The organism is Pseudalkalibacillus hwajinpoensis (assembly GCF_015234585.1).
In the GTDB taxonomy this organism is placed as follows: domain Bacteria; phylum Bacillota; class Bacilli; order Bacillales; family Guptibacillaceae; genus Guptibacillus; species Guptibacillus hwajinpoensis_B.
On sequence record NZ_JADFCM010000001.1, the window covers coordinates 599459 to 621237 of the forward strand.

Sequence of the window (21779 nt, forward strand, 5' to 3'; positions counted from 1 at the left end):
CATAATGAAGAGACATGACGATAGGAAGACTTCACTCGAATTAAACTAAAATCGAGAATCAACAATTAATGCTAACATAGCTTTGCAAATAAGAAGCCATTCTTCATTGTCGTTGGCTTCCATAACAGATTTTTCGACAGCGATAGTCGGTATCCTTCTCATTTGGGTAATGTTATGATAAAGCATAACGAAATAACGCTTTTCTTTGTGTTTATTGAGTCTTGTTTGCTTTTATTGACCTTTGCTTCTCATATCTTCATTGTTTTTAATTACATCTAAAAGGGTAATGAAGGTTAACTATGTATAAGTCTGTTTAAGTATAAAATGGATCATTTTTTTCAACGATAGAATCTCCTATTCCCATAGCAATCAAAAAGTATGTGTCGGATTTAGATTGCATAGGTCACTAAAGTACGTGATTCTAACTAAGCATCCATTTATTACAAGTGATCGTAGGGCCACAATCTTAATGAGAGCGACGAAGGATGTCAGTATGTTAATTAAGACGTGAATGCATTATGAAATATTAAAATACCGCTCATTTCAAACTCGCTTTTCTGCGATAAGTCTTTGTTTATTCTTAGAAAACGACAGCAATGGCCGATGATTGTTCACACAATTGAAAGAAAATAAATTACTTTTCCCTTATTTTTACAATGATTCTTTAACCTGTATCATGTATACTTAAATATTAGATTGAAAAGGTTTATGTAAGTCTCTTAGATTAAAAGAGAGATAAGGCGAAGTTGTGAAGGGATGAAAAGAAATGAAAGAATTGTTCTTTTCCGTGCTTCTCGTCGTGAAGAATGAAGAGAGGTATATACGAAAGTTGCTGGAAGGTGTCTTGCAACAGGAGTTTCCTCAAGATTCATATGAAATTCTAGTAGTAGATGGAATGTCGTCCGATCGAACGAAGGATATTATAGAAGATGTTAGTAGTAAGAACCCGGGAAGAATACGGTTGTTTGAAAACCCAAAAGAGACGTTGCCGACAGGATGGAATCTTGCCATTCAAAATGCGAAAGGGCAATACATTCTACGAGTAGATGGTCATACTATGATTCCAACTAATTTCCTTACGAGTTATTACGACTTAACTCAGCGTCAGCCAGATATGGACTGCGTTGGTGGAGTCATTCGAACGGAAGGAAAAGGGTTCTGGGGAACGATTAATGCTTATGTTTACTCACATCCTATGGGCGTTGGGAACTCTATGTTCCGCATCACTAAAAGCTCTAGCAAATGGGAAGGGCGAGTAGATACTGTGCCATATGGCGCTTACAAACGTGAAGTGTTCCAGAAAGCCGGATTATTCAACGAAAACTTAAGAAGAAGTGAAGATATTGAATTTCATGCGAGAGTACGGAATCAGGGTGGCAAGTTTTATTTATCAAGCGAAATTGCTTCCACTTACTACGCAAGAGATAGTCTGAAAGCATTTGTTCAGAAATCCTATGCAGATGGAAAATGGGGTATTATTGCATCGAGAAGTACTCGAGGTGTGATGAGATTCCGACAGCTTGCTCCGTTAATGGCATTTCTAACTGGAACAGGTCTTGGAATTGGAGCGCTATTTAACAATGCGTTTCTAATTAGCTTAATCACGCTCGTTACTATTTATATGATGATGATCGGCATTTCTTCGCTAGGAGTTATTAAAAAACATGGTTTCCGCGCTTATTTCCCAACTGTGATGCAGTTCTTTTTGCTTCACTTTACGAGAGGACTTGGACTAGTAGGCGGATACTTTAGCAAACAATACTGGAAGGTGAAGACCGGTCATGAAAAATGGGCAAGAATTACTACCGACCACATTTCTTGATAATGAGACGATCCTTGCATATCGTAAGCAGTCTCAAACATTAAGTTACAAAGAAGATCTGTGGTCATGGTACGTACTGCGTCGAATTTCGATTTACCTTACAATTCTTTTTTGTAAGATGCGTATAAAACCAAATACGATAAGCTGGATGAGTGTATTCTTCATTCTCATATCAGGCTTATCACTTGTGATTGCTACACCACTATCCATTATACTTGCGGCGCTCTTTTACAATATCGGTTATTTACTTGATTGTGTAGATGGTGAAGTTGCTCGCATTACGAAGCAAACGTCGTCGAAAGGTTATTATATCGATATTATTATCCAAGCAGCTGCTCTACCTGTCTTTTTATCGATGGTTTTAACGGTATTAAGACAAGCTGGAATGCTAGATGTTAGTATACTCGAAATGGTTCTTGTTTATGCAACGTTTGTTGCGATTATTATGGCATTACTCGTTCCGATTGCTTATCAATTAACGAAGCTGACGATGTCACAATCAACCACTCAAGATCCTGTTAATTCGATTCGAGATGGATCATTATTCTTTGATATTGTAGCTGTTCTGCTCGGTCTACCTGGTTTCTTTGTAGCTGTTGTTGTCATCATCATTGTTGAACAACTAACAGGAGTAGATCTGCTACTTTACTATATATCCTTTTTCCTTGCCATGCTTGTATTAAAGACAGGCCTACGGGTCTTCATTACATCACGTTCATTTGATAAGAGCTAATATTCAATATAAATCCATTATAAATCATAATGAACTCGCGTGATGTTAAGTGTTATTAAAGATTGTAAATTGTATGTTAATTCACGTCTCGTAAAAATTATTAAACACTACTAACTGGAGGGGTCGAAATGAAGAAGGTTTTGACTTACGGTACATTTGATTTATTGCATTGGGGCCACATTAATATATTGAAGAGAGCTAAAGATCTTGGCGATTATCTTATTGTAGCTATTTCAACAGATGAATTTAATGAAATTAAAAATAAAAAAGCATATCATAGCTATGAAAACCGCAAAATGATATTAGAAGCTATTCGCTATGTTGATGAAGTGATTCCAGAAGAACACTGGGAGCAAAAAGTAGATGACGTAAAAAATCACGATGTAGACATCTTTGTGATGGGTGATGATTGGGAAGGGAAATTTGATTTCTTGAAAGATCATTGTGAAGTCATTTATCTTCCTCGCACAGCGGGAATTTCGACATCGAAAATCAAGAAAGAGCTACTTGTATCTAACGGATAAGCAATTGTAGAAAGAAAGAATAAATAGTTGAGGTGCTAGGAATTGTTATGGGACAAATTAGTGTAATAGTAACCGTTTATAATAAAGAAGACTATATCGAAAAATGCCTTGATTCCCTATTGCAGCAGACTTTTCAGGATATAGAAATCATTCTGATTAACGATGCATCAACTGATAATAGTAAGGGAATTATTGAGCGTTACAGCGATTCGAGAATGACTTGCTATCATCTAGATAAAAATGTTGGTGTCTCAAAAGCGCGCAACATGGGGATCGAGTACGCTTCAAGCGAGTTTATCTATTTTGTTGACGGTGACGATTACCTGGCGCCATACACACTAGAGCTTCTCCTAAACAACATAGGAGAAGCAAACTTTATTGGTGGTTCTATTTTCAAAGCTGGAAAAATTGCTATTCCAATGGAAATCGGAGAAGATTCTTACTATTTGCGTAGATTAAGTGGTGGAAGAAAAATCAAAGCACTTCGTCGTAGGAGTGCTACTAACTTGTTGCTACGCAAAGACTTTGTGGACGTTCAAGAGCTTCGTTTTGATGAACAAGCTACCTTTTACACGGACCTTACCTTCTCTATTCCAGCAATAGTAAATACAGAGGAGATTCCTATGATTACAGGCGTCCCCACTTATTTAAAAGGGGAGTGCTATGATCCGATCGACCAGCCAACTCTCATGCTACATTCTGTAGAGGAGAAGTTGCCTGATTTATTTTATGTGTATCATAAAATGAAGATGTCGTACACTGATACGAAAAGCATTAGTCGCTATTTGGACCTTCTCTTGTTAAATTATTATTCAAAGAGCATAACTAATAAAGCCGTGAAGAACTCTAACGTTTTGTTTGATCATTTCACTGCTTTAAAGAACAGTCTCTCTTTAGTAGCACCTGGAAGGATTAAGAGACGGAATATCATCGAACGAAGAGAGCATCGTCTTCTACAAAAGGGGAAAAAAGAAGCCGTTCTGAAGTCAATGATGTTTCGAGTACGCTTAAGGCAGTGGCGTAGATCATTGAGGAAGAAACACTTACTCATGCGTCAGCTTTACCGAACGGTTCTTGTGAAAATGCCAATGAAACCGAAAAAAGTACTTCTTGAGAGCTTCGGTGGTAAGGGGTATTCAGATAGCCCTCGCTACATTTATGAAGAACTGTTAAAAAGCGATCATAAGTATGATTATTTATGGGTTTATGATAAAAAGAAAAAGGATATACCGGGGAATCCTAAGCAGGTGAGACGCTTAAGCCCCGCTTACTATTACCATCTTGCGACTGCCAAGTACTGGGTATCGAATGCCAGAATGCCAAACTTTGCGATTAAACGTCCTGAGACAGTTTATTTACAAACATGGCATGGTACACCGCTCAAAAAACTGGCAGCTGATATGAAAGAAGTACGTATGCCTGGCACGACAACAGAAAAATATAAGCGGAACTTTTACAATGAAGCCCAAAAATGGGACTATCTCGTTTCGCCAAATGATTATTCGACTTCTATTTTCAGAAGAGCCTTTAAGTTCGGGAAAGAAGTTCTTGATGTGGGCTATCCGAGAAACGATATCCTCTATCTTGAGGATGAAGAAAAAGCTAGACGTCAGCAGGAAATAAAGGCTAAACTTGGTATTCCTGCTGATAAAAAAGTCATTCTTTATGCCCCTACGTGGCGGGATGACGAGTTTCACGGTAAGGGGAAATATAAGTTTGATTTAAAGCTGAACCTTAGCGAAATGCAGGCACGTCTTGGTGACGAATATGTGATTGGTCTACGCATGCATTATTTAATTGCAGAGCATATTGATACGACTGGGATGAGCGATTTTGTATACAATTTATCTGACTACGGAGATATTGCGGAGCTTTATTTACTATCAGATATTCTGATTACTGATTATTCATCCGTGTTCTTTGATTTCGCAAATTTACGTCGTCCTATTTTATTTTTCACTTATGACATTGAAAAGTATCGCGATTCACTTCGCGGATTCTATATGGATTTTGAGAATGAAGCACCAGGTCCGCTTCTTAAAACGTCGGACGGTGTCATAGATGCGATAGAACATATCGAGAAAATAGAAGCTACCTATCAAAGCAATTTTGATGCATTCTATGATAAATATTGTCATCTTGATGATGGGCACGCTTCTAGAAAAGTAATTAATAGGGTATTTGAGCCTGAGAAAGCTGAAATGTAGATAGACTTTAGAGAAACAGGGTACTGCCGCTGGTGAAGGCGATATGGCACTATCCTGTTTTTTCAAAGCGACAGCGCATTTCGAATAGAGGTAATCTACTACTAGTCGGGAGTATGGTGTCCATTTCATGAAAAAGCTATTGAGAATGTTGAAAATATATCCATTAATGAAGGCGTTTAGTCGACTTCTTTTTGTGGCGTTGGGCCGTTTTCCAGCAAACAAGCGCCTTGTTATTTTTGAGAGCTTTTCTGGCAAGCAGTACAGCTGTAATCCAAGGGCGATCTACGAATATCTGTTAGAGCACGACTATGATTTAGACATGATTTGGAGTGTTGAAGAATCTCATGCTGAGTCTTTTCGTAAAAGGGGTATACCTACTGTAAGGCGTTTTTCGCTAAGATGGTTTTATCTCATGGCTCGTGCGCGTTATTGGGTGACTAATAGTCGGATGTCGCTTTGGATTCCTAAGCCATCTCACACTGTCTATGTACAAACGTGGCATGGAACGCCGCTTAAGAAGCTTGCAGGTGATATGGAAGAAGTGTACATGCCTGGAACAAACACGCTCTCCTATAAAGATAATTTCTATAAGGAAGCAGCGAAGTGGGATTACTTAATCTCGCCGAATCGTTACTCATCTGAGATTTTTGAGAGAGCATTTGGTTTTAAAAAAAACATGGTAGAATCGGGCTATCCACGTAATGATCGTCTTCATCTTGAAAATCATCAAGAAAAGATCGATGCATTGAAAGTGGAGTATAGCATTCCTACAGAAAAAAAAGTGGTTCTTTATGCACCAACCTGGAGAGATGATGAATTTTATCAACCGGGGAAATATAAACATGAGCTGAAATTAGATCTTGATTTATTGAGACGTGAAATCGGCGAGGAATATGTTATTGTATTAAGGATGCACTATTTAATTGCAGAGCAGTTTGATCTTTCTCTATATGAAGGATTTGTTTTTGATTTATCACTTGGTGTCGATGTCAATGATCTCTATTTAATTTCTGATGTGTTGATTACAGATTATTCATCTGTCTTTTTCGATTATGCGAATTTGAGGAGACCAATTATTTTCTTCGCTTATGATCTTGCTTCATATCGTGATAAATTGCGTGGCTTTTACTTTGATCTTGAAGAAGAGGCGCCAGGTCCTGTCGTGACAACATCTGAAGAAGTTTTACACGCTATTCAAACGTTTGAAAATGAAGGATTTGGCGTATTTGAAGAAAAGTATAACGATTTCTATAACACTTATTGTTACCTTGAAGGAGGGTCTGCTACCAAAAAGGTTGTTGACCAAATTTTTGTTAGTGAGGCAAAATAAGCATGAATTCTATGATTGCAGTTTTAAAAGAACAAGTTAGCAACTTCTACCTAATTAATCGGCTTTCGATTTATCAGGTAAAGAGCACGAATAGCAATAATTATCTTGGTATGGTTTGGGAAATTCTGAATCCACTTTTCCAAATGAGCATTTACTGGTTTGTATTTGGCTTTGGAATACGAAACGGGAACCCGGTTGATGGCGTCCCATTTGTTCTATGGATGTCTGCTGGACTTGTTGTATGGTTCTTCTTTAATCCTGCTGTTATACAAGGATCAAAGTCGATTTATACCAGGATATCAATGGTATCCAAAATGAACTTTCCAATGAGTACGATTCCGAGCTATGTAATTATGTCAGTCTTTTATCAACATTTGATTTTACTTGGTATATACTTTGCAGCAGTGTTATTAACTGGCCAGGGGGTATCCTGGCACTTGCTTCAACTACCGTATTATATGTTTGCTTTAATTATTCTCATTTTTGCCATCTCTCTCATTACGTCGACGCTATCGACAATCGTTCGAGATGTGCACAAAATGCTTCAGTCGTTTATTCGGATGTTTCTTTATTTAACACCAATTTTATGGACAATTGATGATCTTCCTGGATTTATTCAGATTGGGATGAAACTTAATCCGCTATACTATATAGTGGAAGGCTACAGAGATGCACTTCTCGGCATGGGCTGGGTTCATCAGACGCTTCAATATACCCTTTACTACTGGGTTGTCGTTGTGCTCTTACTGATGATTGGTTCCTACCTGCATATGAAGTTCAAGAGTCATTTCGTAGACTATATTTAATAAGGACTGTCGTTTATGAGTTATTCAGTTAAATTAAACGGGATTACGAAAAAATATAAAATGCACAGGCAGAACTCTGATAAGCTCAAGGATATTCTTCTTCCTGGTGGCTATGGTGAGGATTTCTATGCCATTCGTGATTTAACCTTTGAAGCAAGTGAAGGTGATGTCGTTGGTATTATCGGAGTGAACGGGTCCGGGAAATCAACGTTCTCAAACCTTGTCGCTAATATTACGCCGCCAACTAGTGGGGAAATTGACGTAAAAGGTGACGTTTCCCTTATCGCCGTTTCTGCTGGCTTAAATAAAGAGCTAACAGGGCGAGAGAATATCGAATTGAAGCTGCTTATGATGGGATATAAGAAAGACGTTATTGAAAAGATGAAGCCTGACATTATTGATTTTGCAGATATTGGTAAATTTATCGATATGCCTGTTAAAAAATATTCCAGTGGTATGAAATCACGTCTAGGTTTTTCTATATCCATTAGCGTCGATCCAGATGTTCTGATCGTCGATGAGGCCCTTTCTGTAGGTGATAAGACGTTTGCCGATAAGTGCCTTGTCAAAATGGACGAGTTTAAGGAACGAGGAAAAACAATTTTCTTTGTTAGTCATTCAAACGGCCAGATGAAGAAGTTTTGTAATAAAGCAATCTGGCTTGAACATGGCACGATCCGTGAGTATGGCGCAATGAAAGATATCATGCCGAAGTATGAAGCTTTTATTAAAGAGTACAAATCGTGGTCGAAGGAAGAAAAGCGTCGCTTCAAAGAAGAAGGTATGAAGAAGCAGGAAGGTCTTTTAGCTGCTGATTCAGAAGAGAAAGGGAAGCGAAAGAAATCCAGACTCTTGTCTAGATGATTTGCTTCCTTCTATAGCAGAATCGCTCTCATAGAGAGCGATTTTTTCATTATTTGCGCTGAATTTATGGGAATGAATGTGATATGATGAGAAGGAATTTTTTGGTGACATAACAAGAAGTGGGGGAGTAAGAATGGCTATTTTAGTAACAGGCGGTGCTGGATATATTGGAAGTCATACGTGTGTTCAGTTACTTAATCACGGTTCTGATATTGTTGTCGTGGATAACTTTTCGAATAGTAAAATGGAGTCGCTTGATCGTGTGAAAGAGTTAACTGAGCGAGATTTTCCGATTTATGAAGTGGATCTACTTGATCGATCTTCTTTAGAAATGGTGTTTGAAGAAAATGAAATTGAAGCAGTCATTCATTTTGCAGGCTTGAAAGCTGTTGGCGAATCGGTTTCCATGCCACTTCATTATTACCATAATAACTTAACAGGGACGTTCATTCTTTGTGAAGTGATGGAGAAATTTAACGTTCGAAACATTGTGTTTAGCTCATCTGCAACCGTTTATGGTATGCCTGACGTTATGCCAATCACTGAAGAAGCCCCTTTAAGCGCAACGAATCCGTATGGACAAACGAAGCTCATGATTGAACAAATTCTTCGTGATCTTCATGTTTCTGATTCAAACTGGAGCATTGCCCTTCTTCGCTATTTCAATCCAATCGGAGCTCATGTGAGCGGAAGAATTGGGGAAGATCCTAACGGGATTCCAAATAACCTCATGCCGTATATTAGTCAAGTTGCGGTTGGAAAACTCGAAAAGCTTAACGTGTTTGGAGATGACTACGATACAGCAGATGGTACAGGCGTTCGTGATTATATCCATGTGGAGGATCTGGCTAACGGGCATTTGAAAGCGTTAGAGCATATCCTAGGTACAACGGGAGTAGAAGCGTATAACCTTGGCACGGGAAATGGGTATAGCGTGCTTCAGATGGTGAAGGCTTTTGAAGAAGCGACTGGGAAAGAAGTGAAGTACTCCATTGCTCCGCGCCGTCCTGGCGATATTGGAGAATGCTATGCAGATCCCGCGAAAGCTGAAGCTGAGCTTGGCTGGAAAGCGGAAAAAGGCATTGAAGAAATGTGCCGCGACACGTGGCGCTGGCAGTCGGAAAATCCTGATGGGTATAAGAGGGGTCAGGTGCGTACCTGACCCCCACGGAGGACAGCTGTCTTTCTATAGAGGACACTAAAGCCCGCTCATTAATGAGCGGGCTTTAGTGTTTAAATAAGGTTTCTCTCGTATAACTGCCAGTAGTGTTGTGAAGAATTAGAAAGAAATTCTAAGGAGGTTCTCGCTGTGGCTGGTAAACGATTCAAACCAGGTAATGCGGGTCGACTACTTGATCCGAAACGAAAGGAAATTATTTCACCTGAACAAGTTATCGCTCATCTTGATGTAAAGGCAACCGATCATGTAGCTGATTTAGGAGCGGGAAATGGGTATTTTACATTGCCGTTGTCGGAAGCAGCTGAAAAGGTTTATGCGGTTGATATTGAAAGGCAGATGCTAGATCTTCTTAAAAATCGTGTTTCAGAAGAAAATCTAGCAGGGCATATCGAGTACGTTGTCAGTAGCTTGGAGCAGATTAATCTAAGAGATCACGTCGCTGACAAAGCGATTGCGGCATTTGTGATTCATGAAGTGCCTGATCTTACAAGAGCATTTCAAGAATTTAAGCGAATTATTAAGCTAGGACAGAAATTGCTTGTACTTGAATGGGAAGCCATTGAAATGGATATGGGCCCACCACTTCATGATCGAATTTCTTCTGAGAAGATGATGCAGATTTTTAAAGAGAATGGACTTGAACCTGAGATCCACCATTTTCATGAGTCTGTATATGGGGTAACTGCGGAAGTATAGGGTAGGGGGACAAGGTGCGTACCTGTCCCCCACAAAAGACGGCTGTCCTCAAAACAAAGACAAAAAAACCAGCTCTCTTCATTGAGAGCTGGTTTCATTTATTTTGCTCAACTAAAACTTCGTTCGATTTAGTCTTCCATTGGTGTTGAGAAGCGGAAGGATTCGCCTTGAAGCATGGCGTCATTATACAAGAACAGGACTACATCAAAATCCTTATCCGCCATATACTCTGTTAAAATCTGATCATCGTTATAACGGATATCATAAACAGTCGTATTGGAGAAATGCTGGGCAATGTGGAACGCAATTGGGTTTGCGTAGGAATCTTTTAAAATCAATAGTCGACTTTCTTTTTGAACGGCAGGGTTCTCAATTGTAATTTCAGCTGTATTGTTCATGTACAGCCCACCAAAATCGATAGGATCGTTATCTCTAAATATGTCAGTACCATATACCTGTTTAAATGTACGCTCTTTGCCGTTCCAGGTAATTTGATAGTTATCAAATAGATTATCTTTAGGTAACATGTGACAGATCTTTTCACCTGTTGCATCAACCGTTAAATAAAGCTGATTATTATAGCTTCCAATAAATTGTTTGTCGTTATAACACTTTAATTCATAGTCACTGTCGTCTTCGTTCATGTTTGTGTAGTAAGTTGAATTCTCAGAGAGAAGGTCTGCTACTTTTTGATAGCCTTCAAACGCCCCAAACATGTTCCAGTGATGGTCTGTCTTGAAGTAGCGCTCTTTCAATTCATCATCAGTATATTCTTCTTTAAATTCTTTCCCAACATCAACTGTTGGGATGCTCTTTTGGTTAAATTTTGAGAAAAAGTAATCTTTCTTTTCTATTCCTGTTCCCTCTTCAATATAAGACGGCAGGATGTCGATGGTATTCACTTTATGAGGAAGAGAAGCAAAATAAACTTCCTTTCCCTCATCCTTCATCGCCGCCGCAAATTCGTTTAAGTTATCAACTGCCTTATCAATATGGGTAGAAGGCTTACTATAACTCGGTTTTGGGATGATCCAATTCGAGTCAGATACATAGTAATCAAAAATATAGGTTTTGTTCGTCATTTGCTGATATTGAAGATATGATTTCAACCAGATATTTCGACCGGGAAACTGATCAAGAAAATACGATTCAAAATCGTTCATGTATTCTCCGTTCGAAACATTCTCAATCGAAAGGTCAGGGTTTTGAGCTAGTTCTCTTTTTTCTACGTCAGATACTTCGATATCTGCTGAAACTGTAAGGTAGAAGAAAACGGTAAAGATAAACGCAAAGAATAAGATAATGAGCATCCATTTCCTTGCCTTTTCAATTCGCTGAATCATAGCAAAGCTCCTTTATTGGCATTAAAACCTGAAATAAATAAATGGGTTGTAACTAGAATTGACTAATCGAACCATAGCGAAAACCATTAGCGTCATATAAATCGCTGGTTCTGAGAAAAGCGTGACGACCTGTAGTCCCTTTGCTTTCGTCGCCATACGATTGTAAATGTTGCCGATATTCGCTATGAAAGGTGTGCTGAAAATAACGCCAGCTAGGAATAACACCCAGTTATCATTCCACTGCAATAGGAACATTGAATCTGCGAAAGCAGCCTGATTAAAGCCGAACATCGTTTGTAAGTATTCAAATGAATACGTAAAGTTATCAGCGCGGAAAAAGACCCAGCCGATCATGACGAGCAATAGGACATAGATATGTTGAAGAGGCGACCATAGGCGACTTAACCATTTACTAAATCCGAGGCTTTCAATTACGATAATTGCCCCGTAGTAGAATCCCCAGGCCATAAACGTCCAGCTAGCGCCATGCCAGAACCCAGTAATCGTCCACACGATTAGAAGATTACGTACCTGCACAAGCTTTCCATGGCGATTCCCACCTAGTGGGATATAAACGTAATCTTTGAACCATGTTCCAAGAGAAATGTGCCATCTTCTCCAGAATTCTGAAATGCTTTTAGATATGTAGGGGTATCGAAAGTTCTCTAGAAAATCAAAGCCAAACATTTTTCCTAGACCAATGGCCATGTCACTATACCCTGAGAAATCAAAGTAAATTTGTAGTGTGTAAGCAATAACACCAATCCACGCCATCATCACGCTCATTTCACCTGCGGGAGTGTTAAATGCCTGATCCGCAACAACTGCGAAACTATTAGCTAACAGTACTTTTTTTGATAAACCAATAATAAATCGTTTGATTCCTTCGTGTACCTTATCAGCAGTTATAGAGCGAGAATGAATTTGTTGATCAACGGTGTTGTATCGAACAATTGGCCCTGCAACGAGCTGTGGGAAAAGAGAGATATAAAGAGCTAGTGAGAAAACATTTTTCTGAACGGGTGCGTCTTTTCGATAAATATCAATGACATAGCTCATCGCTTGGAATGTAAAAAACGAGATTCCAATTGGAAGAGGCAGCTCTCCAAGTGCAAAACTTGTCCCAAAGGAGCCATTAACATTAGCTAATACGAAGCCTGCGTACTTAAAGTAACCAAGAATCGCAATGTTACCGACGATCGATAACGTTAGGAGTAATTTTTTCGTTACAAGCTGGTTATGAAAATGGTCAATTCCTCTCCCAAAACCATAGTTCATTATAATAGAGAAGAGCATCAGAAAGACATACTGTGGTTCTCCCCATGCGTAGAAAACAAGACTAGCAATAAGAAGCACGATGTTTCGAAAACTTTTTCTAGCAAAAAAATAAGAAAATAAGACGATCGGCATAAAAGCAAATAAGAAAACGAGATTACTAAATACCATAAAGCTCCTCCAATAATTAAATATAATCCACTTAATACTATAGCATTTATATCTTTGAAATTTGCTTTTCTTCAATATTTTACAAAAACTTAAAATACATGAGGCAGAATTAAAAGATTATAGCCGTCAAAAAAGTAAATTAATCAGTAAACATTTACTTGACTAAGTTTTGAATGTACCTTAATCTATAAACATGAATGCGCTTTCATTTTTGTCGTTCAATGTTTTTTAGTAAACAAACAGGAGGGGTTATTTTGAGAAAGGTAATCGGTCGAGTTAGTTTCTTGCTTGTTCTGATGTTAGTTCTCGGTGCTTGTTCTAGTGATAATAGCTCAAGTGAAGGGTCGGCGGGAGACGGAGATAGTAATGGTAAAAAGGTGACAGCATGGGCATGGAACATTAATGTTCCAGTTCTTGAAGAAGCGGCAGAGAAGTTTAAAGAAGAAAACCCGGATTTCGAACTAGAGGTTGTAGAACTCGGTCGTGAAGATGTTTATTCGAAATTAACGACTGGCCTTCAAGCTGGAGGGAAAGGGTTGCCAGATATCGTACTTGTCGAGGATGATCGTATCCAGGGTTATATGGAAACATTCCCTGATGCGTTCGTAAATGTATCTGATAAGGGATTTGATGAAAGCAAAGAGAGCTTTCCTACTTATAAAATAGACCTTCTTTCAAAAGACAATGCAATGTATGGCTTCCCATTTGATGGTGGTCCAACGGGCGTTTTTTATCGAACAGATTACTTTGAAAAAGCTGGTGTAAATCCCGATGATATTAAGACGTGGGATGACTTCATTGAAGCGGGGGAAAAGATCAAAGAAGCTACAGGAAAAGCAATGCTTGGCCTTGATTTGAATGGTGATGACGGTCTTTACCGTATGATGATGACGCAGCAAGGAACATTCTATTTTGATGATGAGAAGAATGTGAACTTCACTTCTGAAGAATCTAAAATGGCGGCAGAGAAAGTACAAATGATGAAAGAAGCTGGACTAGTTAAAGATACAGTGGGTTGGGACGCGTGGATTAGTGCAATGGCACAAGGTGATGTTGCGACTGCTCCTTCTGGCGCGTGGTTGAGCGGTTCTATTACACAGCAAGCTAAAGACACAGAAGGTAACTGGGGAGTGTTTAAGCTTCCGGCGTTTGAAGAAGATGGTAACCGTGCAGCGAACCTTGGCGGAAGTAACTATGTGATTACAAGTGCGAGCAAGAATCAGGATATGGCTTATGATTTCATGGAATTCTTTACTACTAGTGATGACGTACAGCTAACGGCGATGGACAATGGTTTGTTTCCAACGCTGAACACGATTTATGAAAATGATGCATTCACAAAGGATGTGGAATTCTTTAGCAATCAGCCAATCTGGGAGCTGTTTGCAAGCGAGATGAATGATATTCCTTCTGTGAACTATACAGGTAATTATGCGCTTGCAAGCGATGAGTCGATCAAAGCACAATCGGAAGTGATGAATGGTAAAAAATCGATTGGAGAAGCTTATAAAGCAGCGGAAGATCGGTTGAAGAATCGGATTCAATAATAGTGCTGGGGCCAGGTACGTACCTGACCCCCTATAAAGACAAAAAGAAGAAAGTGTCCGTCATAGATGGACACTTTCTTCTTTGTAACAACCTCCATTAATTGGTAAGTAAAAAAGTAGTAAACTTTTAGTAAAAGTTTACTTGACTACGTTTACCTCTTCGACTATTCTAATAAGTGTAGACGCTTTCATTACGAATTTTTGAAGTTTTCAGTAATTAATTGGAGGGGTAGTCGATGAAGAAGGTAACGGGTCTAGTTAGTATAAGTATGATGCTTGTCTTAAGTCTGTTTCTTGCGGCGTGTGGGAATGGTGGAAATGATAGTGAAGGATCAGGCGATAGCAATAAAGTAACAGCCTGGGCTTGGAATATTAACGTACCGGTGCTTGAAGAAGCAGCCGAGAAATTTAAAGAAGAAAATCCGGATTTTGAACTAGAAGTTGTTGAAATGGGTACTGATGATGTTTATTCGAAGTTAACAACTGGTCTTCAAGCAGGAGGTAAAGGTTTACCGGATATCGTCCTTGTTGAAGATGATCGCGTTCAAGGTTATATGAGTGCTTTCCCGGACGCTTTTGTAAACGTTTCCGATAAAGGGTTTGACGAAATGAAAGATAGCTTCCCATCTTATAAAACGGAGCTTGTTTCAAAAGATGGCGCAATGTACGGCTTCCCGTTTGACGGTGGACCAACAGGAGTCTTCTATCGCACCGATATTTTTGAAGAAGCTGGCGTAAATGCAGAAGATATTAAAACTTGGGATGACTATATTGAAGCTGGTAAAACAATCAAAGAAAAAACGGATAAAGCAATGATTGGTCTTGATCTGAACGGTGATGACGGCCTTTATCGTATGATGCTCAATCAGCAAGGCACATTCTATTTTGACGATGAGAAAAATGTAGCCCTCACTTCCGAAGAGTCGAAAAAGGCAATGGAAGTACAAAAGAATCTAAATGAAGAAGGACTTGTTAAAGAAACAGTAGGTTGGGACGCATGGATTAGTGCGATGACTAGTGGAGATGTTGCGACAGCTCCATCGGGTGCATGGTTGTACGGTTCGATCACCCAGCAGGGCAAAGATACTTCAGGTAAATGGGGATTAATTGAACTTCCAGCATTTGAAGAGGGCGGAAATCGCGCATCGAACTTGGGCGGAAGTAACTACATGATTCCTAGTGCGAGTAACAATGCTGATCTTGCTTATGACTTTATGGAATTCTTCTCAACAAATAAAGATGTTCAATTATCAGCAATGGAAGGCGGCTTGTTCCCTTCATTGAACACGATTTACGATAACGAAGCTTTCACAAAAGAAGTTGAGTTCTTTAACAATCAGCCGATCTGGAGTCTACTTGCTGACGAAATGGATAGCATTCCTGCTGTCAACTACACAGGAGACTATGCCGTCGCGAAAGATGAAGCTGTGAAAGCACAGTCTGAAATCGCAAATGGCAAAGCCATTGAAGAAGCGTTAAAAGCTTCGGAAGATCGTTTGAAAAACCGTATTCAATAAGCTACAGAAATTATCAGGGGTTGATTCATTTCAACCCCTGTCATGTTAAGGTGGGATATTCATGAATCGAGCGAAACGTTTTCCATATTTATTCGCAGCTCCGGCCATTCTGCTTTTCCTAGCATTTACCGTCTATCCGATTATCGCGTCCTTCGTTCTCAGTTTTCAGGAACGAGTTGGTGGAGAATACGTTTTTGCAGGATTGAAGAACTATACGCGTCTCTGGAACGATGATATTTTTTGGACGGCGATGCAGAACACATTCATTATCTTTGTTGTTCAAGTCCCAGTTATGATCATTCTTGCAATGGTACTAGCCAATGTTTTGAACAACCAGTTGTTAAAGCTGAAAGGATTTTTCCGCGTTTCTTTCTTTCTACCGGCTGTCACGTCGCTTGTCGCATACTCAATCTTATTTTCAATTATGCTGCAAGAAGAGGGAATTATTAACACGGCATTAAGCTACATTGGGATTACTGCGATTCCGTGGTTATCTGATCCGTTTTGGGCAAAGGCTTCGATCATTATCGCCATGACGTGGAGATGGACAGGGTATAACATGGTTATTTTCCTTGCAGCCCTTCAAAACATTCCAGAAGATTTATATGAAGCTGCTTCACTTGATGGAGCGAATAAGTTTAAGCAATTTTTCTATATTACTGTTCCTCAGCTTAAACCGGTTATTCTCTTTGCTGGTATCCTTTCCACAATCGGAACGCTTCAGCTTTTCGACGAGCCATTCAACTTAACAGGCGGTGGACCGGCGGATTCAACGATGACCCTTGGACTTTATATTTACCAGAGTGGATTTGAATACTTTGATTTCGGCTACGCTTCCGCAATTGCATACGCGGTTGTTGTGATGGTTGGTATTCTCTCCATTATCCAATTTAAGATAGCAGGTGATGATTAATGGCTAAGAACCTTGAGGTAATTGAACAGTCGACGAATAAACTCACCCTTGCTCAAAGGCAACAAAAGAAACCTAAGAAAAAGAAAAATAAGCTAAAAGCCGTTTGGATGTATACGCTACTAAGCATCTTCCTTGTTGTTTCGATCTTCCCGTTCTACTGGATGTTTATCGGGGCGACGAACGACTCTAGTAAAATGTTTACGAACCCGCCAACGCTTTTACCTGGCGATCAGTTTATGACGAACTTAACCAATCTAAATGAGTCAATTGGTATTTTCAGAGTACTGTTTAACTCTCTCTTCGTCTCAGGACTTTATGTAGTGATTGCCCTTGCAGTTTGTGCGAGCGCAGCCTACGTTCTAGCGAAGTACAACTTCAAAGGGAAAAAGTTCATCTTTACTGCATTCTTGCTTTCCATGATGATTCCTTACCAGGCAACACTGATTCCGTTGTTCCAAATGATGTCTGATTTTAATCTATTAAACACATACTTTGCGGTTATTGCACCGCAATTGTGCTTCCCGTTTGCGATTTTCTTATTAAGACAGAACTTCCTGGCATTCCCTACAGAGTTGATGGAGTCAGCACGTCTTGATGGCGCAAGCGAAACGCGTATCTTTATCTCGATCGTCATTCCATCAATGCGACCAGCTTTAGCAGCTGCTTCGATCTTCCTTTTCATGACGCAGTGGAACAACTTTATGTGGCCGCTCGTTGTATTGAATACGAACGATATGTACACATTCCCTGTTGCGCTATCTAGCTTAATGGGACTCTCTTATATCGACTACGGTCAAGTGATGATGGGCGTTACGTTAGCGACTGTTCCGATCATTGCATTCTTCTTAACACTGCAAAAACAATTTATTTCAGGTATGCTCGGAAGCGCCTTGAAATAGTAGGAGGCTGTTATGCTGGAAGCGAGAAAGAACCACTTTTACTTAAATGACGAACCTTTTCAAATTCTTTCTGGAGGCCTTCATTACTTCAGAGTTGTCCCTGAGTATTGGAAAGATCGCCTTCAGAAGCTGAAGGCACTTGGACTGAATACGGTAGAAACATATATACCATGGAACTTTCATGAACCGAAGAAGGGTCAGTTTCATTTTGAAGGAATGGCTGATGTGGAGCGGTTCATAGCTGAAGCACAGGACGTTGGGCTTTATGTTATTCTTCGTCCTTCTCCTTATATTTGTGCAGAGTGGGAAATGGGAGGGCTTCCTTCTTGGCTTCTAAAAGAAGATGACATGGCGCTTCGCTGTAGTCATCCTGCTTTTCTAAGACATGTAGAGGAATACTTTAATGATCTTCTTCCACGGTTGAAGCCTTTCTTACAAAAGAACGGCGGTCCGGTGATTGCCTTTCAAATTGAAAATGAATATGGCGCATATGGCAACGATCAGAACTATCTTGAGTTTCATAAAGAACAGTACGAGAAACATGGCATTGATACGTTTTACTTCACATCAGACGGACCAGATTTCATTAAACAGGGTTCAATGGATAACGTCGTAACGACGCTAAATTTTGGTTCCAGACCAGAAGAAGCCTTTGCGGCACTTGAAGCGATGAAACCTGATTCACCTAAAATGGTCGCGGAATTCTGGATCGGCTGGTTTGATCACTGGAGCGGCGAGCATCATACACGTGACGCAAAGGAAGCAGCGGAAGTGTTCCGGAAGTTAATGGATATGGGCGCATCTGTGAATTTCTACATGTTCCACGGTGGAACAAACTTTGGTTTCTATAACGGTGCGAATCATTACGAAAAATATGCTCCGACGATTACTAGCTATGACTACGATTCGCTCTTAACAGAATGGGGCGACGTGACAGATAAGTATCTCGCGATGGCGGAAGTGTTGAAAAGCGTAGCAGACGTTTCGATTGAAGACGTTTCTAAAGTTGAGACGAAAAGCTATGGAGAAGTGAAGCTAATGGAGAGTGCAAGCCTATTCGATGTTCTCCAAGAAGTAGGAACCAGGGTAGAGCACGTTGCACCACGGAGCATGGAGAAGATTGATCAAAGTTTCGGCTACACGCTTTATCGAACGTCGATTAACGACACTGGAACGTTTGAGCTTGATACAACGCCAATTCATGATCGAGCTTTTCTTTACGTCAATGGGAAACATGAGGCGACGATTTCAGTAAATGATGAGTCAAAATCGGTTATGATCCCGTTTCCGAATGAAGTAAATGTTTTTGAAGTTCTTGTTGAAAACCTTGGAAGAGTGAATTATGGAAAACATCTATCTGACCAGAAGGGGATTGTGCAGAATCTCTGGCTAAACAACCAGTATTGGTTTGACTGGGAAATGATTAAAATTGAAGGAGATCGTTTACCGAAGACGTATTCATCAGGAGAACGTTATCCGAAATATTTCAAAGGCATATTCCAAGCTGATCAATGCTATGATACATTTGTTGATTTGGAAGGGTTTACAAAAGGGAATGTTTATATTAATGCCTTTAATCTTGGTCGCTACTGGCAAACGATGGGGCCACAGCAGCACCTTTACTTGCCAGGTCCACTGTTAAATGAAGGTACAAATGAAATTGTCGTTCTGGAATTAGAAGGACATACTGCAAGCAGCGTAAAACTAGTGAACGAACCTAAACTCGGATAAAGGATCGATGGCAATGAGCATTCTGGTTAACCAACAGCAGTTTCATCTAACGAATGGAAAGATCAGCTACATCTTTCATATTTTAAAAAATGGTCAGCTCGGTCATTTGTATTTCGGAAAAGCGCTTCGTCCTGATCGTGATTATCGTCATTTTCAGAACACCAACAATCCAACGCCTGCTAGCTGTCATTCATATGAGAACGACACGGCTTTTTCGCTTGAAACGATTAGGCAGGAGTACCCGGCCTATGGAAAAGGAGATTTTCGAGAGCCTGCCTTTATGGTGTCAGCAGGTCAAAAGCCTATAGCGAACTTTGTTTATAAATCACATGAGCAAGTGAAAGGGAAGCCTCGCTTGAAAGGTTTGCCGACCACTTATGCGAATGCGCAAGAAGCGGAGACGTTACTCATTGTGTTGGAGGATACGTATCAGAAGGTTGAGCTTCATCTCAGCTACACGATTTTTGAAAATGAATCTGTGATTGCGAGGAACGCGCGTCTTATTAACAACACAGATAGCGAGCTATCTATTGATCGAATGATGTCACTGTCTGTTGATCTTCCTTATGCTGATATGGAAATGGTGCACCTCTCAGGAACATGGGCCCGTGAGCGTCATGTGAAAACGAGGAAATTAGAGCAGGGCATTCAGTCCGTTTCGAGTATTCGTGGAGCAAGCTCTCATCATCACAATCCATTTCTTGCACTAAAAGCAATAGATGCAACAGAACATACGGGTGAGGTGTTTGGGTTCCAGTTCGTGTATAGCGGCAATTTTCTAGCGCAAACGGAAGTTGATCATTATGGCGTGGCGCGTGCGCAGCTTGGTATTCATCCGCTTGGTTTTAAGTGGAATCTTAGTCCGGGTGAATCGTTCCAATCACCAGAAGCGATTATGGTTTACTCTGATCAAGGATTGAACGGGATGAGCCAAACGTTCCATCATCTTTACAGCAATCAGTTGATTAGTGAACAGTGGAAAAAGAAAGAGCGTCCTGTCTTAATTAATAACTGGGAAGCTACTTACTTTGATTTTAATGAAGAGAAGCTTATTCATTTTGCGAAAGAGGCAAAAGAACTTGGTGTTGAACTTTTCGTCCTTGATGATGGCTGGTTTGGGAAGAGAAACAATGACCGATCATCACTAGGAGATTGGACGGTTGATCTTAACAAACTCCCAGATGGCATTGCCTCTCTAGCTGAAAAAGTGAAGGAAACGGGATTGCAATTTGGATTGTGGTTTGAGCCTGAAATGATTAGTCCTGATAGTGAGCTCTACAGAGAGCATCCTGAATGGGCTGTAGGTATTCAAGGTGAGCACTTTACGCTTGGACGCAATCAGCGAGTGCTTGATTATACACGTACAGAAGTAGTGAATTATATTTTCGAACGAATGAAAGCGATCATTGAGTCGACGAAGCTGGATTATATTAAATGGGATATGAATCGGAACATTACGGAGGCCTACTCTGCAGGTTTAGAGCACCAGGGAGAGTTTTTCCATCGTTACATTCTCGGTGTCTATGATCTTTATGAACGGTTAACATCAGAGTTTCCAAATGTACTGTTTGAATCGTGTGCGGGTGGCGGTGGTCGTTTTGATCCGGCTCTCCTTTACTACGCCCCACAAGCATGGGCAAGTGATGATACAGACGCGGTGGAGCGTCTGAAAATCCAATATGGTACCTCTATCGCTTATCCTATCTATAGCATGGGTTCTCACGTATCAGCCGTACCAAACCACCAAACGCTTCGTTCAACCCCGCTGTCAATGCGGGCAGATGTCGCGTATTTTGGAACCTTTGGTTATGAATTGGATCCTTCAACCCTGTCTGATGAAGAAAAAGAAATTGTAAAAGAACAAATTAAACGATACCAGTCATTTCGACATCTTGTCCGTGATGGTGATTTCATTCGCTTACAAAGTCCGTTTGAAAGCAATGAAACGGCCTGGATGATCGTTTCGTCGAATCGAAATGAAGCGCTTGTTGGCTGGTATAAATCATCAAGCACTCCGAATCCACGCACCAATCAGTTTGTGAAATTAAAAGGTTTAGCTCCTGATCGTCATTATAACGTCGATGGGGAGACATACTTCGGAGATGAACTGATGCAGCACGGCATTCCGCTTCCGGTTGAGTTCAATGGAGCGAATGGCGAGCAAGCTGAGCGCGGTGGTGACTTTCAATCGAAAGTGTTTTATTTAAAAGCAGAATAAAAA

At 40.1% G+C, this 21779-nt stretch carries 16 protein-coding genes and 1 pseudogene; 15 read left to right on the forward strand and 2 right to left on the reverse strand.

What is annotated here, in order from left to right; all coding sequences use genetic code 11:
* Window positions 1–766 precede the first annotated feature (766 nt).
* The 9 genes and pseudogenes from IQ283_RS02890 (at window position 767) to IQ283_RS02930 (ending at window position 10162) form a co-directional block, all read left to right on the forward strand.
* A complete protein-coding gene (locus IQ283_RS02890) occupies window positions 767–1822 on the forward strand; it encodes a glycosyltransferase family 2 protein (RefSeq protein ID WP_194218650.1) in 1056 nt (351 codons plus the stop codon).
* Entirely contained in the window at window positions 1782–2555 is a 774-nt protein-coding gene (locus IQ283_RS02895) for a CDP-alcohol phosphatidyltransferase family protein (protein WP_194218651.1), read from the forward strand. The genes IQ283_RS02890 and IQ283_RS02895 overlap by 41 nt, the downstream gene beginning before the upstream one ends.
* A gap of 128 nt (window positions 2556–2683) precedes the next feature.
* Entirely contained in the window at window positions 2684–3079 is a 396-nt protein-coding gene (tagD, locus tag IQ283_RS02900) for a glycerol-3-phosphate cytidylyltransferase (protein ID WP_194218652.1), read from the forward strand.
* A 47-nt stretch (window positions 3080–3126) separates the two neighbouring features.
* Complete coding sequence (locus tag IQ283_RS02905; RefSeq protein ID WP_194218653.1) at window positions 3127–5286, forward strand: bifunctional glycosyltransferase/CDP-glycerol:glycerophosphate glycerophosphotransferase; 2160 nt, start codon at window positions 3127–3129, stop codon at window positions 5284–5286.
* 127 nt (window positions 5287–5413) lie between these two features.
* Entirely contained in the window at window positions 5414–6616 is a 1203-nt protein-coding gene (locus tag IQ283_RS02910; protein ID WP_408962560.1) for a CDP-glycerol glycerophosphotransferase family protein, read from the forward strand.
* Between the two features lie 2 nt (window positions 6617–6618).
* On the forward strand, window positions 6619–7422 hold the full coding sequence (locus IQ283_RS02915) for an ABC transporter permease (RefSeq protein ID WP_194218654.1): 804 nt from the start codon (window positions 6619–6621) through the stop codon (window positions 7420–7422).
* 15 nt (window positions 7423–7437) lie between these two features.
* A pseudogene (tagH, locus tag IQ283_RS02920) lies at window positions 7438–8223 on the forward strand (teichoic acids export ABC transporter ATP-binding subunit TagH); the annotation flags it as partial.
* A 196-nt stretch (window positions 8224–8419) separates the two neighbouring features.
* Window positions 8420–9448, forward strand: coding sequence for a UDP-glucose 4-epimerase GalE (gene galE / locus IQ283_RS02925; protein WP_194218656.1), 1029 nt, complete (start codon window positions 8420–8422; stop codon window positions 9446–9448).
* A gap of 147 nt (window positions 9449–9595) precedes the next feature.
* Window positions 9596–10162, forward strand: a complete 567-nt coding sequence (locus IQ283_RS02930) for a class I SAM-dependent methyltransferase (protein WP_194218657.1) — start codon at window positions 9596–9598, stop codon at window positions 10160–10162.
* A 128-nt stretch (window positions 10163–10290) separates the two neighbouring features.
* Here the strand turns inward: IQ283_RS02930 and IQ283_RS02935 are convergent, their stop codons facing one another.
* Together IQ283_RS02935 and IQ283_RS02940 are read right to left on the reverse strand one after the other, a co-directional pair.
* Window positions 10291–11505 carry an alginate O-acetyltransferase AlgX-related protein gene (locus tag IQ283_RS02935; protein ID WP_194218658.1) on the reverse strand — a complete coding sequence of 405 codons (1215 nt, stop codon included), beginning with the start codon at window positions 11503–11505 and terminating at the stop codon, window positions 10291–10293.
* A 21-nt stretch (window positions 11506–11526) separates the two neighbouring features.
* Window positions 11527–12951, reverse strand: a complete 1425-nt coding sequence (locus IQ283_RS02940) for an MBOAT family O-acyltransferase (RefSeq protein ID WP_194218659.1) — start codon at window positions 12949–12951, stop codon at window positions 11527–11529.
* A gap of 254 nt (window positions 12952–13205) precedes the next feature.
* On the opposite strand from IQ283_RS02940, the gene IQ283_RS02945 reads away from it, so the two are divergent.
* The 6 genes from IQ283_RS02945 to IQ283_RS02970 all read left to right on the forward strand — a co-directional run bounded on the left by IQ283_RS02945 (window position 13206) and on the right by IQ283_RS02970 (window position 21776).
* Window positions 13206–14498: an ABC transporter substrate-binding protein gene (locus tag IQ283_RS02945; protein ID WP_242057225.1), complete on the forward strand. Its 1293-nt coding sequence runs from the start codon at window positions 13206–13208 to the stop codon at window positions 14496–14498.
* A gap of 236 nt (window positions 14499–14734) precedes the next feature.
* Window positions 14735–16015, forward strand: coding sequence for an ABC transporter substrate-binding protein (locus tag IQ283_RS02950; RefSeq protein ID WP_194218660.1), 1281 nt, complete (start codon window positions 14735–14737; stop codon window positions 16013–16015).
* A 61-nt stretch (window positions 16016–16076) separates the two neighbouring features.
* Window positions 16077–16928, forward strand: coding sequence for a carbohydrate ABC transporter permease (locus IQ283_RS02955; RefSeq protein WP_159785293.1), 852 nt, complete (start codon window positions 16077–16079; stop codon window positions 16926–16928).
* A gap of 107 nt (window positions 16929–17035) precedes the next feature.
* Entirely contained in the window at window positions 17036–17827 is a 792-nt protein-coding gene (locus IQ283_RS02960; protein ID WP_048312872.1) for a carbohydrate ABC transporter permease, read from the forward strand.
* Window positions 17828–17839: 12 nt separating this feature from the next.
* Window positions 17840–19558, forward strand: a complete 1719-nt coding sequence (locus IQ283_RS02965; RefSeq protein ID WP_194218662.1) for a glycoside hydrolase family 35 protein — start codon at window positions 17840–17842, stop codon at window positions 19556–19558.
* 13 nt (window positions 19559–19571) lie between these two features.
* Window positions 19572–21776, forward strand: coding sequence for an alpha-galactosidase (locus IQ283_RS02970; protein ID WP_194218663.1), 2205 nt, complete (start codon window positions 19572–19574; stop codon window positions 21774–21776).
* Window positions 21777–21779 lie beyond the last annotated feature (3 nt).